Source organism: Shewanella sp. SNU WT4 (assembly GCF_006494715.1).
In the GTDB taxonomy this organism is placed as follows: domain Bacteria; phylum Pseudomonadota; class Gammaproteobacteria; order Enterobacterales; family Shewanellaceae; genus Shewanella.
The window spans coordinates 1210493-1223996 of the sequence record NZ_CP041151.1; the positions used below are offsets into that span (position 1 = coordinate 1210493).

General features: G+C 47.0%; 13 protein-coding genes. 5 read left to right on the forward strand and 8 right to left on the reverse strand.

Annotated features, from left to right (window positions below; translation table 11 throughout):
• Positions 1-100: 100 nt before the first annotated feature.
• Positions 101-1345, reverse strand: coding sequence for an Nramp family divalent metal transporter (locus FJQ87_RS05515; protein WP_276613157.1), 1245 nt, complete (start codon positions 1343-1345; stop codon positions 101-103).
• A 344-nt stretch (positions 1346-1689) separates the two neighbouring features.
• On the opposite strand from FJQ87_RS05515, the gene rihA reads away from it, so the two are divergent.
• Together rihA and FJQ87_RS05525 are read left to right on the forward strand one after the other, a co-directional pair.
• Positions 1690-2625, forward strand: a complete 936-nt coding sequence (rihA, locus tag FJQ87_RS05520; protein ID WP_140931304.1) for a pyrimidine-specific ribonucleoside hydrolase RihA — start codon at positions 1690-1692, stop codon at positions 2623-2625.
• A 95-nt stretch (positions 2626-2720) separates the two neighbouring features.
• Positions 2721-3110 carry a cupin domain-containing protein gene (locus FJQ87_RS05525; RefSeq protein ID WP_140931307.1) on the forward strand — a complete coding sequence of 130 codons (390 nt, stop codon included), beginning with the start codon at positions 2721-2723 and terminating at the stop codon, positions 3108-3110.
• Positions 3111-3421: 311 nt separating this feature from the next.
• On the opposite strand, the gene FJQ87_RS05530 is transcribed toward FJQ87_RS05525, so the two are convergent.
• Positions 3422-5209, reverse strand: coding sequence for an aminopeptidase P family protein (locus FJQ87_RS05530; RefSeq protein WP_140931309.1), 1788 nt, complete (start codon positions 5207-5209; stop codon positions 3422-3424).
• A 282-nt stretch (positions 5210-5491) separates the two neighbouring features.
• Between FJQ87_RS05530 and FJQ87_RS05535 the strand changes: the two genes are divergently transcribed.
• Positions 5492-6724, forward strand: a complete 1233-nt coding sequence (locus FJQ87_RS05535) for a Xaa-Pro peptidase family protein (RefSeq protein ID WP_140931311.1) — start codon at positions 5492-5494, stop codon at positions 6722-6724.
• Positions 6725-6801: 77 nt separating this feature from the next.
• On the opposite strand, the gene FJQ87_RS05540 is transcribed toward FJQ87_RS05535, so the two are convergent.
• Complete coding sequence (locus tag FJQ87_RS05540; RefSeq protein ID WP_140931314.1) at positions 6802-7272, reverse strand: FKBP-type peptidyl-prolyl cis-trans isomerase; 471 nt, start codon at positions 7270-7272, stop codon at positions 6802-6804.
• Between the two features lie 419 nt (positions 7273-7691).
• Here FJQ87_RS05540 and FJQ87_RS05545 point away from each other — a divergent pair, with 419 nt between their 5' ends.
• On the forward strand, positions 7692-8216 hold the full coding sequence (locus FJQ87_RS05545; RefSeq protein WP_140931317.1) for a type II secretion system protein: 525 nt from the start codon (positions 7692-7694) through the stop codon (positions 8214-8216).
• Here the strand turns inward: FJQ87_RS05545 and FJQ87_RS05550 are convergent.
• The 4 genes from FJQ87_RS05550 to FJQ87_RS05565 form a co-directional block, all read right to left on the reverse strand.
• Positions 8203-8643, reverse strand: coding sequence for a lysozyme inhibitor LprI family protein (locus tag FJQ87_RS05550; protein WP_140934001.1), 441 nt, complete (start codon positions 8641-8643; stop codon positions 8203-8205). The two genes, FJQ87_RS05545 and FJQ87_RS05550, sit on opposite strands and share 14 nt — an antisense overlap.
• Positions 8644-8713: 70 nt before the next feature.
• On the reverse strand, positions 8714-9106 hold the full coding sequence (locus FJQ87_RS05555) for a DUF1294 domain-containing protein (RefSeq protein WP_140931319.1): 393 nt from the start codon (positions 9104-9106) through the stop codon (positions 8714-8716).
• A gap of 25 nt (positions 9107-9131) precedes the next feature.
• A complete protein-coding gene (locus FJQ87_RS05560) occupies positions 9132-10373 on the reverse strand; it encodes a DUF418 domain-containing protein (protein WP_140931321.1) in 1242 nt (413 codons plus the stop codon).
• Positions 10373-10855 carry a hotdog fold domain-containing protein gene (locus FJQ87_RS05565; RefSeq protein ID WP_140931323.1) on the reverse strand — a complete coding sequence of 161 codons (483 nt, stop codon included), beginning with the start codon at positions 10853-10855 and terminating at the stop codon, positions 10373-10375. Before FJQ87_RS05565 ends, FJQ87_RS05560 begins: the two co-directional genes overlap by 1 nt.
• Positions 10856-11044: 189 nt before the next feature.
• On the opposite strand from FJQ87_RS05565, the gene FJQ87_RS05570 reads away from it, so the two are divergent.
• Positions 11045-11977, forward strand: a complete 933-nt coding sequence (locus FJQ87_RS05570; protein ID WP_140931325.1) for a DUF368 domain-containing protein — start codon at positions 11045-11047, stop codon at positions 11975-11977.
• A 223-nt stretch (positions 11978-12200) separates the two neighbouring features.
• Here FJQ87_RS05570 and FJQ87_RS05575 read toward each other — a convergent pair whose 3' ends face one another.
• Entirely contained in the window at positions 12201-13406 is a 1206-nt protein-coding gene (locus FJQ87_RS05575) for a molybdate transporter family protein (protein ID WP_140931328.1), read from the reverse strand.
• Between the last annotated feature and the right edge of the window lie 98 nt (positions 13407-13504).

The window sequence follows — 13504 nt, forward strand, 5'->3', positions numbered from 1 at the left end:
CTTCAAAGGGGGAGTCTTGTGCAATCAAAGCTAGTTAATCAAAAATTAGCTAGAAATAGCGGCCAATTTCAATCGGTCACATGGCAACCTTCTTAGAAGGTTAGGGCGATATCAAGCTAATTAACAGATAGCTATTGAGCATAAGCACTAGCACCACTATGAGTATGCCAAGGCGCTTAACCCAGCGCGAGTTGACATATTGCCCCATTAACTCTGGATTACTGGTAAATCGCAGTAACGGTATGATGGCAAGGGCAATACCAAAGCTTAAAATCACTTGGCTAAAGACTAAAATTTGAGTGACATCCACGCCCATGGCAATAATCACTATGGCTGGCGTCATAGTGATAACGCGCCTTAGCCACAGGGGAATGGTAAACTTCACAAAGCCTTGCATGACCACATCGCCCGCCATTGTGCCCACCACGGTTGATGATAATCCTGACGCTATGAGCGATAAGCCAAATAGGGTTGCGGCCAAGTCACCTAGCATAGGCTTCATGGTTAAATAGGCGGTTTCAATACTGGCAATATGGGCAAAACCTGAAAAATGAAACACTGAGGCAGCCATTGCCACCATAGCTATGTTGGTAAAACCTGCAATTGTCATGGCAATAGTCACATCAAGGCGCGTGCTTTTAAGGCGTAAATCTGTAGCTAAGTGGGACGTTGCTTTAAAGAGCGCTGAGTGCAAATAAATCACATGGGGCATCACAGTTGCGCCTAAAATCCCCGCGGCCAAATACACTTGCTGGCTTGATTGTAAGCTTGGGATCAATAAGCCCGCGCTTAAGCTTGCAAGTGCGGGCGGCGCAATATAAAGCTCAACAAGATAAATCACAGCCACCACTAACAGTATGGCCGCAATGACCCATTCCAGCGGCTTTTGACCGCGCAGACTAAAAGTGAAAATAGCTAAGGTGATGACAGCTGTCATGGCCGCGCCATCGAGTAAAGTCACATTAAATAACAAATGAAAACCAACCGCCGCGCCAATAAATTCGGCCAAATCTGTGGCTATGGCAATGGCTTCTGCTTGTAACCAATAAGGCACGACAGCCCACTTAGGTAAGCGCTCGCCTAAATGCTCGGCCAAATCTTTACCTGTCACTATGCCAAGCTTGGCGGATAAATATTGAATGAGCATGGCCATTAAGTTAGCCCATAACACCACCCACAGCAGTTGATAGCCAAAACTCGACCCCGCCTCAATGTTGGTGGCAAAGTTACCTGGGTCGATATAGCCGATGGCAGCGATAAAGGCTGGGCCTAACATCAGTAACTTACGCTTAAATCCTAAACTGATGTGAGCTGTGGTTGGCATGAGGTGCGCGTGTGAATTCATAAAACGCCATCGATACAAGAAAAGAGTAACAAGCATAAATCTCGCTCAAATGAGAATCAATATCATTTGCGCGCAAGTCTTGAGTAAATAATCGATAGCCTTAACCTAGGGGATATTTATTTGCCGCAGTTGGCTCAATCAAGGCCACCACTGAATCGCATTTATGAACTTAGCCATATTGCCCACTTGGGCTAATGGCTAATGGCTAGTGAATTAGGTGCATCAAGCTTAGGGCTAAATTGTGAGCTTGACTCAAACTAGCCTTGGCGGTTCTTGCTAATCTTAAGGCCGAATTTGGCATTTTCACTAATAACAACAAATTAACTTAGCGTTAGGAATCCCTTATGTCCCTACCCATAATTCTCGACTGCGATCCAGGTCATGACGATGCTATTGCTATGATCATGGCGCTGGCTCATCCGCAGCTTAAAGTGTTAGCCGTGACTACCAGTGCTGGCAATCAGACCCAAGCTAAGACCTTAAATAATGCGCTGCGTATCTTAACTTTGCTGGGGCGCACCGATATAGAAGTGGCAGCCGGCGCGAGTAAGCCACTTAATCGCGAGCTGATTATTGCTGATAATGTTCACGGTGAATCAGGGCTTGATGGCCCTAAGTTACCAGACCCAAGTTTTGCGGCGGTCAATATGCCGGCGTGGGAGTTAATGGCAACTAAGCTGCGCGCATCAGCCGTTCCTGTAACCTTAGTGCCTACGGGGCCATTAACTAATATTGCGCTGCTGCTAACCCTTTACCCTGAGCTTAAGCCTAACATTGCGCAAATAGTGCTTATGGGCGGCGCCGCTGGGGTCGGTAATTGGACGCCAGCGGCTGAGTTTAATATTTATGTCGACCCACACGCGGCCGATATTGTGTTTACTTCAGGTATTCCTATTGTCATGTGCGGCTTAGATGTCACCCATCAAGCGCAAATTCTTGATGCTGATGTGCAGCGCATTCGCGCCATAGATAACAAGGTAGCGCAATGCGTTGCTGATTTGCTGGAGTTTTTTGTGGTATATCACAAAGATCCTAAATGGGGGTTTGATGGCGCGCCGCTACACGACCCTTGCACTATCGCTTGGCTGCTTGAGCCGCAATTATTTCAAGGGATTGATTGCCATGTTGCCATTGAAACTAGCTCGCCATTAACCTTAGGTATGACAGTTGTCGATCGCTTCCAAATAACTGGCCGTAAAGCCAATGCCAAGGTGTTATTGGCGGTCGACAGATTAGGCTTTGTGGATTTACTCGCTCGCAGTTTATTGGCCTACGGTTAAGCTTTTATCATCTGCGCCCGCGCGTCACTAAATCGGACTATGCTATTAAGCTGTTAGCTATGAGCTGGTTTAATTTTGATGGGTAGGAGTAAGTGATGGCAATTTCTGGATTAAGTCAAAGCGGCGTTTGGCAGCATTTGCAACCACTGGATGATGGCCCTGCGGGCTTTTTAGTGCGCGGTACCTTACCGACCGATGCTAATGGCGTGGAACTGATGCTAGAGCATTGGGACCAGGGTACTTCTGAGCCTAAGCATTATCATCCCTGCGATGATATGACCATAGTGATGGAAGGCATGATGGTGGTGCAATGCTATAAAGAGCAAGACGGTAAGCTAGTAATTGATGGTAGTGAGCGCGTTTATCGCAGTGGTGAAACCGCCTATCTTAAGGCTAAACAAGTGCATAGCGTGCGTTACTCTGAAGCCTGCAAACTTGTGTATATCCACGATGGTCAGTTTGATTTTATTGAAATTAAGGCTTAGTGGCTTTGCTGTTAGATTGATAGCCACTCGCAGTTAGAACTTGGTTCAATCTCAGGTAAATCTCAGGTAAATCTCAGTTAAATCTGAGTTGAATCTGAGTTAAATCTCAATTAACTCTTGGATTAATCTGAGATAAGTCATTAATAAAAAGCCGCCGTCAAATTTGACGGCGGCTTTTTTTATGCGAGCTTATGCGCTTCTTAAATCTATGAGTGCCAGCACTTTGTTATGTATTAGTGCTCTGCAATAGCGAGCAGCAATGTCTAGTTGCTCGCTTTTGCTGTTTACTCAGCAGCACACCCACACCGCCGTTAAAGCGGGCTAGTGGCGGCGGTTAACCAGCTAAGTTCAGCGCCAGTTAAGTGACTGGCATGGGCGGCAAACACCTTGGCATGGTAGTGATTTAACCAAGTGATTTCGCTGCTTGTTAGCAGTGATGTTTGCAGTAAACGCTTATCGATAGGTATTAAGGTTAGCGGCGCAAACTCATACATAGTGCGCTCAGTACCTTGTAGCGTTTCACTTTCTTGCACAACCACTAAGTTTTCAATGCGAATACCAAATTGGCCATCGCGGTAATACCCTGGTTCATTAGAGAGCACCATGCCCGGCATTAATGGCGTGGCATTGGTGTTTTTACCTATGCGCTGCGGCCCTTCGTGCACACTTAAACAGTGGCCGACGCCATGGCCTGTACCATGATCGTAATCATAGCCGTATTGCCATAAATACTGACGGGCGAGGATATCTAGCTGTTGGCCTGTGGTGCCTTTAGGGAACTTGGCTTGATCTAATGCGATATGGCCTTTAAGCACTAACGTCACCATTTGCTTGTGCTCAGCACTCACATCACCAATGGCGATAGTGCGAGTCACATCTGTGGTGCCATCAAGATACTGAGCGCCAGAATCCACTAAATAGAGGCTATTGATAGGTACAGTGGCAGGCGTGCCATTGAGATGATTGTAATGACACATAGCGGCATTACTGCCAGCGGCCGAAATAGTATCAAAGCTTGGCTCTAGGTATTGGCTGTCAAGCTTGCGAAAGCTCTCAAGTTTATCGGCGAGCTGCGCTTCATCATAAAGTCTGCCGGCCGCCACTTCACTATCTAACCAAGCTAAAAAGCGGCTAACGGCTAAGCCATCTCGTACATGACTTGCGCGCATGCCCGCTAATTCTTGTGGATTTTTACAGGCCTTAATTAAAGCCACAGGATCCATAGCATCAATTAACTTAGCGCCAGCAAGCTCGGCCGTTAATTGACTGGCGGCATTAGCGCTGTGGCTATCTGCCAATAAACGCTGACCATTAAGCGCGATGAGATGCTCATGTAATTGCTGCTCGGGATAAAACTCAACCCCAGCGCCCACATGGCTGATTATGTTACTGGGCAATTTAGTGAGGTCGGTGAAAAAGCGCATATTGCCATTGGCGCTCAGTAAGCCTGTACCTAACAGCACAGGCAAACATGGAATATCGCGCCCACGAAGATTGAGTAACCAAGCGCATGAATCCAGCGCTGTAATTAAGGCCACTTGCGCGCCTGCCTTGTTAATTTTAGCGCCAACGAGTTCGCGCTTTTCAAGGCTAGTGTTGCCCGCTAATTCATCACTAAATAATATGGCAGGGCTTGATGGCATGGCGGGTCTTTCAAGCCAAGCATCATCAATAGGGTTAGTGGTCAGAGCCACTAATTCAATGCCAGCTTTAGCCAGTTGCCCTTGGGTTTGTTGATACCAAGCTAAGGTATGCAATCTGGCATCAACCCCTACGCGGCTTGGCGCCGTTAAGGTTTGAATGAGATAGTCAGCTAAGGGCAGGTCGGTCAGGCTTTGGTATTCAAACAAGCTAGCATCCACTTGTTGGCGCACTTGCACTGTATAGCGGCCATCAATAAAAATAGCTGCGCGCTGCGCCATAACCACGGCGGCGCCAGCACTACCGGTAAAACCAGTCAGCCATTTAAGGCGTTCATTGGCTTTAGGAACATATTCGCCTAAATACTCATCGGCGCGCGGTTGAATGAAAGCATCAATGTTGAGCTTGGCTAACGCTTGGCGAATAGTGCCAAGTTTATCAGCTATGGATAACGGCATAATGACTCCCTGTTGGAAAACGAACAGTCTGGCCTCTGCGGTCTTATTAGGCTGCGTTGGGTACACTTAGGTGTGGCTCGATTATGACAGGGCGGCGCAAGTGGACGCAAGTGAGCGGACTTACTTGCTGGTGCTCGCTGAATTTGTTGAGCTAAATGTATGGCATTGGCGCTAAGGCTGTGGGCTAGTCTAGCCAACTGACTTACAAATTAATCACTGAAAAATAGCCATCTTTATGCTAAAACTAGCCACTGATTTTTGATGCTATCTTAAGGGCAATACATGACCATGGAATCTAAGACGCTCGGCGTTGGCGGCAGTGATGCGGCAACGCAATTGGCGGCATTAACTGATATGACAGCAGGCATTGACGATATCTCGCTGGATGAATTACGCGCGCGGGTGATGAAGGCGCAGGCATTAATGCAGGAGCACGGCCTCGCGGCTATTTATGTCAATGCTGGCACTAATTTACGCTATTTTACTGGCACTAGTTGGTATGCCAGCGAACGCATGGTTGGCGCTATTATCCCGGCCACAGGTGAGCTTGAATATATTGCCCCATTTTTTGAAGTTGGCACCCTTGAAGGCTATATGCAAATTCAAGGCAAAGTGAATACTTGGCAAGAAGATGAAAGCCCGTATGCATTAGCCATTGCAGTACTTGCGCGCATGGGCATAACCCAAGGCAATATTGGCATAGATGAGTCAACCGCCTTTTTTATGTTTGATGGACTGCGTCAAGCTGCTACTCACTATCAATGGCGCAGCGCCACACCTGTCACCGCAGGGTGCCGCATGCATAAATCGCCGCAAGAGCTGGCGATTATGCAGCGCGCAAAAGACATGACCTTAGTGGTGCATAAAGCCGCGGCGCGCATTTTACGCTCTGGCATTAGCACCCAAGAAGTGGAAGCCTTTATTCATGAAGCCCATAAGCGTGTAGGCGCGGCGGCGGGATCTTACTTTTGCATAGTGTTATTTGGGCAAGACTCATCATTTCCCCATGGCGTTAGTCACCCTAAGTGTTTAGATGAAAACGAGATAGTGCTGATTGATACCGGTTGTCAGCTGTTTGGTTATAAGTCTGACATTACTAGAACCTATGTTTACGGCGTAGCTAATGAGCGTCAGCGTAAGATGTGGGCATTAGAAAAAGCCGCCCAAGGCGCCGCATTTGAAGCTGCGATACTCGGCGCGCCGTGTGAGCAAGCTGATGCAGCCGCGCGCTCAGTACTTGAAGCATCTGGCATGGGGCCCAATTATCAGTTACCTGGACTGCCGCACCGCACTGGCCATGGCATAGGTATGGATATTCATGAGTGGCCTTATTTAGTGAAAGGCAACAAAACACCGCTGGCAGTTGGCATGTGTTTTTCAAACGAGCCTATGCTGGTGCTGCCGGGAGAATTTGGGGTGCGCTTAGAAGATCATTTCTATATGACGGCCAATGGCCCTAAGTGGTTTACTGAACCATCCCACAGCATAGACGACCCTTTTGGTTATCAAGCTTGATTAAACCGTCACTAACAACACGGGCAAGCCATCAGCTTGCCCGTTTAGTTATTTAATCAGGGGACGCCTAAGCCTAATTAATTGATGGCGAGCAGTTCAACATCAAAAATCAGGGTAGAGCCTGGCGCAATTTTGCCAGCGCTGCGATTGCCATAAGCCAAGGTACTAGGAATATAAAAACGCACTTTATCGCCCACAGTCATTAACTGCACGCCTTCGGTCCAGCCTGAAATCACGCGATTAAGCGGAAAATCTATGCTTTGACCACGCTCGACTGAGCTATCAAAAACAGTGCCATCCAGCAAGGTGCCGTGGTAATGAACTGTGACAGTATCCGTCGCTTTTGGGTGCTGCTCACCGTCAGCATTGACTAAGTACTCATATTGCAAACCCGATGGCGTGGTAATTACGCCTTCGCGTAATTTATTGTCGGCTAAAAAGGCGGCGCCTTGTTCAATGTTAGCGACCGCGGCCTTGTTGTTGCTGAAGTTGCTATAAAAGTAAAACACCACGCAGGCGATCACTACGACAGCTAATATCATTTTCATTGTATTGTTATCCATCAATAAAGGGACTGAATCATAGGGCTCAGGCTATTGTCCTTAGTTTTAGCCAATAGGCAACTGTCTTTTACCGCTAAATTAACGAGTTAGCTCTGCGAGCCAGTGTCTGCATCTGTATATCACATCACTCAAATGCTATTAGCAGCATTAGCACTTAAGGTGCGCTTCCTATTTCTTAGCGCCCCTAGTAATAGTGACTGTGACTACTCCGACATCCAAATCTCAATAAAAGTAATAATCGCAATAATCGCGTTAGATAAACAAATGATCACTTTGCGCTTAGGTAAAATCGATTACAATCTCGCGCTTTTATCTGCTTTGCTCTTGTTTACTCCGCGTTGAGGGTTTTGATGGCTTAGCGGTTTTACTTACTTTGTCCACATGACGTTACTGAGATTGCCATCATGATCTGCACCCGAAATACCGCTGGCTTTACCCTGATTGAGCTGGTGGTCGTTATTATTATTCTCGCCATTTTGGCGGTAGTTGCTGCCCCTAAATTTATCGGCCTCAAAAGCGAAGCATTAACGGCGGCGATTTATGATATGCAAGGCCAGCTTAAAGCCGCCAATCAATTGGTTTTTTCTAAAGCCGCATTAGAAGGTAAAGAGGCGTTGGCGTTTCAAGATGTTCATAACCAAGTCGGCTCATGGATCATTTTAGATGGTAAAAAAGTCAGTCTGAATTTTGGCCACATTCAAGGGTCAAGTTGGAATATTGAACAAGTCATGAATATTGATGCTGCCGATTGGACGGTATTAAGTACAGCCAGCGTATTTGCTCAGGCTTATTTAACCCCTAGAGGGGCTCCGGCCTTTGGAACTAGCGACATTCAAAATATTGAGCAGTCGCAGTGTTACCTAAAGTATGCTTTTAGCAAAAAGCAGTTTGACTTACCAGGCTATGAGGTTGTCACTACTGGTTGTTAATTGTCGTTAGCGTGGGCTCAGGTAATACGGGTGGGGTGCTATCCATATAAGTTAACCAGTTTTCCCAAATTTCATGGGTTCTAAGCTGAGTCAACTTGGTTTTGCACCTGAGCGCCATTAAACCGCGAAGGCTGCCATCGCGCCATTGGGTATAAATAGCATCGCACTGAGCAGTCATATATTGCTGCCACGTTTGCTGCGCAGTATTAATGGCAGCGACTAACTCGGTGTCATCAGCATTATGGGTTAAGCTCGCGGCGAGATACTCAGTTAATTGCGCCTGCGCCTTAGCTAAAGTCAGCGCGGCGCACTCGTTAATTTCAATGGTGCTATAGGCTTGGTCGCAATCCACTGCCTTGGTATGGTTAAGCCTGGCATCATTGGCAAAGACGCTACTAGTAAAGAGCGCAAACGTACTCACAAGCATCATCTTAGTTACAAGCACTACCTTAATTACTCGCCACAGCTTCATTATCTTGCCTCATTATTTTATTGCATCAGCGCGAGTTTACGGCACTTAACCAGTTTGCTATCTCAGGGATAAAGATAATTAACCCCACCAATATGCCAAGGTTTAATAATAGGGTTAGCACAAACACGACTAAAAAACGACCTTTGCGATTTTTATGGCGTAACCAGTGCTGCGCTAATAATGCCCCTGGCCAACCGCCACTTAAGCTTAATAGATGTAAGTGCAGTTCTGGCGTGCGCCAATTGTCATTAATGGCGGCTTTTTTATCGCGGCCATACATAACAAAAGTGATAAGGCTAAGGGCAAAATAATAGCCACAAAGAAGCCAAGGTAAGTCGTTCAAGGCCGCGGCTAGTAGCAATAAGCCTAAAAATAAGCCGCTAACAATAACGCCAAGGCTTAAAACAGAAGGTTGCATGACAAGGTATCCTAGGCGATTAAGCTTAAGTTCTAGAATAAAATCTAACACTTAAGCTGCGCCACAATGATTCGGCGGGGCCGATGGTAAAGCGCGTAAGATACGCATTTGCGAGCCATATTTGAAGCAAGATCATAGCGATGGCGAGCATCAAATAATCTTGGCGATCAAAAGTGAGTTGCCATTGAGGTGCGAGGTGGCGAAAAATCACGCTTGCGATCATCGATTGCAGTAAATACAAGGATAAAGCCAAGCGGCCAATATTGGCGAGTGTCCGCCCGAGCCATGAATTTGGTTTAAGAGTGGTCGCAACGACATGAATATACAGGTAGGCGGTAGGAAGCGCGGCATAGTAAATGACAACTTCCGCCAGTGCTTGCAAGCTATGGCTGCTAGCTTGATTAAGGATGATGGCGACAGCGCTTAATAGCATCGCCATGGCAAGGCTACTAATCACTTGTTGGCGCGTAAATCCATGCTCGAAATAACCACGTTCCAATAGGCTTTGCCCCATCAAGATTAACCCCGCGGTTAGCCATAACGTCGATAATGGATAGCTGAGTAAGTACCATCCCATATACTCAGCGTTGGCTATTAGCTGCGATACCAATGAGCCGCTCCATTGCTGATAAATAAGAATAAATGAGAGTGAATCACGGCTTGGTAGCTCGCGCGGCGTTAAGGCCAGTAGCGCTAGCACTAGCATGGCGATATGAAAAAATAGCCAGCCTTTTTGCCATTTCTGCATGGGGGTTAAACCTTGGTAATGCCACACAACCAAGGCCGATAAGGCGTAACTCGTTAAAATATCCCCAGGCCAGATAAAAAAGCCATGCACTAAGCCAATCAGTAATAATGCCTTCATTCGGGCTGCCATGTGGGGATAGGCGTTATCGCCAAGTTTTTGAGCTTGCAGCACTAAGCCTGCGCCAAATAGCATGGCAAACAAACTGATAAAGCGGCCTTCAAATAAGCTAGAAGATAATGCCCCTAGCCAAAAATCACTGCTGGACTGCGCGCCTTGGCATAAAGGTAAATAAGGGTAAAGGCTGCCATAGCTATAAATATTAACCAGCAAGATGCCAAGTAGCGCTATGCCGCGCAGCATATCGAGTGCGGCAATGCGCGTTGCGGCATGGGGAACAGAGTTAAGTGGCTCAAGTGCTAACTTAGAAGTGCTAAGGCTTGAGTCATCAAGGGGAGATAACGCCAAGGGCTTGGTGGATGGCACACTTGGCGGCGTTTGCATATGGGCTGGAGGATACATTAATGGCTAGGTTTATTCGGCTTAGCTGAGATCCAAAGCTTAATGGTGCCAGTCACTACCACGACATTCTTGCTATCATAAGCGCTCACTTGCACATCAAGATCACCCTCTTGCCAAGCATCAGCCTGAGTGCTTGCTACGCAGCGAATATCGCTACCCGCTTTGGCGGTATAGTTAACACTCATGCCCTTAGGTATCCAGCGTAAATGCGCAGGGATAGTCGCCTCCGCTAGCGCGCCCATGGCCATTTCAAGGCCATTACAAATGGCAATCACATGCACAGTACCTATGTGGTTATGCACGCGGCGCTGTTTTTTGATGACCAATTCACAATGGTTGGGGGTAAGCTCAGTAATCAAAGGCTTAACTGTGCCAAAGTAGGGCGCCATGCGACAAATCAAGCGAGAAAACAATTTATCGCCAAACGGCCATTTAGTGCATTTTTGATAGAGCTGTAGGATTTTATTATTCTGCATTACCATATCCTTGCAAACGAAAAGTACCCTGAATTGTTAAGCGGTTAATTCATGGCATTGACGCAAAAGTGCGTGATCACGACCGATAACAAGCTTAACATTGAGTTTACATTGCGCGCTAGCAAAGCTTTGCCATAGACCGACCTAGGTCAAGCACTCTATAATTGGCCGCAGTATCACTATAAGGATTTTACTTTGAAGTATTTGTTGATTTATTTTAAAGGGTTAGCCATGGGGGCTGCCGATGTTGTGCCGGGTGTATCAGGTGGGACTATCGCCTTTATCACAGGGATTTTAGATACCCTGCTTGAGAGTGTTAAGCGCATTAACCCAAGCTTATGGGGCGTATTTCGCAAACAAGGGCTAAAAGCCGCATTTCTGCACTTTAATGGTCCATTTTTGTTCAGCTTGTTAGCGGGCATCCTTACTAGTATTCTCACTTTGGCTAAGTTAATCAGCTATTTACTTGAGTTTCACCCTATCCCTGTATGGTCGTTCTTTTTTGGCCTGATTTTAATTTCAGTGGTACACATGCTCAAGCAAGTCTCAGGTTTTACTTGGGGGCGATTAGCATTATTTATCCTTGGCGTTGCGGCGGCTTACACTATTACTGTGCTGAGCCCTATTAGTGTTGAGGCCACCCCAGTTAATATCTTCTTTGGCGGCGCCATTGCCATTTGCGCCATGATTTTACCTGGAATTTCAGGCAGCTTTATTTTGTTATTGCTGGGCTTGTACTTACCTGTGATAGGTGCGGTGAAGGCGCTTGATCTGAATATTATGTTTATCTTTTGCTGCGGCGCCTTAATGGGCATTTTAACCTTTAGCCATGTGTTATCGGCCTTGTTGCGCCATTTTCATGATGCTACCTTAGTGTTCTTAATCGGCTTAATGCTTGGCACGTTAGGTAAAATTTGGCCATGGAAACAAGTGCTGACTTGGCGCACCAATTCTAGTGGTCATCAAACGCCGCTGCTGGAGCAAAACTTAAGCCCATGGAGCTTTGAGCAAACCGTCGGCCAACCATCGCAATTAGCGTTAGCTGTGCTGTGTATGCTGGTGGGCATAGGCTTAGTGTGGGGCTTAGAGCTTTGGAGTAAAAGACGCGCTCAGCCAAGCGCGGCTTAAGACTGAAGCGATTCAAGCAACTGAAGTGATTCAAGCGATGTAAATGACAGCAGCAATTGTGGCCAAAGCTGACATTTAGCTGAGCCATTGCAATCTGCCGAGTAACAAAAAAGCTAACTCTCTGAGTTAGCTTTTTTTTGTCATGTGTTGTCATGTATTGGCAAGCGCAGCCAAGTGTTGGCGTGTTTGATGAGCCTGGCAATCGGCTAAATTAGCGGCTCAATTAACAGCTAGGCGCGCTGCGATTACAGAGCGCCATCACACGTTGGCGCTGACTTTCTAGAATAAACCCAACCACTAAGCCAAAGGCTGGGTTTAACCATAAACACACCAGCGCTGTGGTGGCTATGACGATAAGGCAATAGCCACGTTTAAGGTTAATGGCTTCGCCTTGGCCGCGAATACGATTAGCCACTAAAGTCAGTAGCGGCAAAATGGGTTTAGCATTAGCAAGTTGCAAGCCTGCCACTATCAATAAACCGCCAAGCATAGGCAGCGGAATTAAGCTCAGCCATGAGGCCGCACTTTGATGCCCAAACAAGGCTATGGCTAAGCACACCACTCCAAAGGTGAGCGGCGCAAAAAAAGTGCGCGCGCCAAAGTGAGTTTGCACTGCCATACCGCCTGCGCCATGGCACATAGCGCTAGCGCCAAAGGGAGCGAGCAAAATATTGGCCAGCCCCGAACTAATGGCAAACCGTGACGGCGTAAAGCGCTCGGGGTTATCGTTAGGGAAACTGTGCTTGGCAATTACTGAGCTTGCTATCACAGCATTAGTTAAGGTTAATGCGAGTTGCGGCAGTACTAGCATGCTGGCTGCCACTTCAAATTCATTCCAGCTTGGCATGCTTAAGCTGATGCCTGAACTGTGCGCCAATACTGGTAATTGCGCCACTTGAGTCCAGCCGATGAACATGCCGCCTAAGATAATGGTTGGGATCATTAAATGCTTGAGTGCTTGATTGCGGCACAGCCACAGCGCTAATAAGGTGAGTCCACCCATCCACCACTGAGCTTCAACATGCTTTAAGCCAAGCAGCATTAGCTGTAAACCTACGGCTAACTGAATACCTGCGCTAATGGCAGGGGATAAATGCTGCGCTAGCCAGCGAATGGCGCCCAAGGCGACCAGCAATAATAAAATACCGCCGATGAGCATGCTGCTTGCTTGCATCACCCCAGGAGTAAGGCCTGCGGTAATAGTCACGGCCGCTATCACTTTCATCGGTTGTATGCCCACAGGGCGGCGATAAAGATAAGCGCTCGCTAAGGCAAACACACCAAAACCTAAAAATATGCCTTGAGCGGAAAATTGATTGAGCGCAATTAAGCCCAAGACTAAAGGCAAAAAGGTGCCTAAGTCAGCAAATGCCGCCTGTGAGTCTGTAACATATTGGCGCCAAGAAGAAGATGGAATAGCGTGGGACATGTCGTTTGCCTAATAAAAAGATCAACCACTTAAGGCAAAATTAATGCCAAATTTATCGCGGGTTTTTAGGGGGTATTCAGAAAATTGTTACCAATACG

Bases quoted from the DNA above. Each gene is read 5' to 3' on its own strand.
- FJQ87_RS05515 (WP_276613157.1), bottom strand. From the start codon at position 1,345: ATGAATTCACACGCGCACCTCATGCCAACCACAGCTCACATCAGTTTA.
- rihA (WP_140931304.1), top strand. From the start codon at position 1,690: ATGTCCCTACCCATAATTCTCGACTGCGATCCAGGTCATGACGATGCT.
- FJQ87_RS05525 (WP_140931307.1), top strand. From the start codon at position 2,721: ATGGCAATTTCTGGATTAAGTCAAAGCGGCGTTTGGCAGCATTTGCAA.
- FJQ87_RS05530 (WP_140931309.1), bottom strand. From the start codon at position 5,209: ATGCCGTTATCCATAGCTGATAAACTTGGCACTATTCGCCAAGCGTTA.
- FJQ87_RS05535 (WP_140931311.1), top strand. From the start codon at position 5,492: ATGACCATGGAATCTAAGACGCTCGGCGTTGGCGGCAGTGATGCGGCA.
- FJQ87_RS05540 (WP_140931314.1), bottom strand. From the start codon at position 7,272: ATGAAAATGATATTAGCTGTCGTAGTGATCGCCTGCGTGGTGTTTTAC.
- FJQ87_RS05545 (WP_140931317.1), top strand. From the start codon at position 7,692: ATGATCTGCACCCGAAATACCGCTGGCTTTACCCTGATTGAGCTGGTG.
- FJQ87_RS05550 (WP_140934001.1), bottom strand. From the start codon at position 8,643: ATGCTTGTGAGTACGTTTGCGCTCTTTACTAGTAGCGTCTTTGCCAAT.
- FJQ87_RS05555 (WP_140931319.1), bottom strand. From the start codon at position 9,106: ATGCAACCTTCTGTTTTAAGCCTTGGCGTTATTGTTAGCGGCTTATTT.
- FJQ87_RS05560 (WP_140931321.1), bottom strand. From the start codon at position 10,373: ATGTATCCTCCAGCCCATATGCAAACGCCGCCAAGTGTGCCATCCACC.
- FJQ87_RS05565 (WP_140931323.1), bottom strand. From the start codon at position 10,855: ATGGTAATGCAGAATAATAAAATCCTACAGCTCTATCAAAAATGCACT.
- FJQ87_RS05575 (WP_140931328.1), bottom strand. From the start codon at position 13,406: ATGTCCCACGCTATTCCATCTTCTTCTTGGCGCCAATATGTTACAGAC.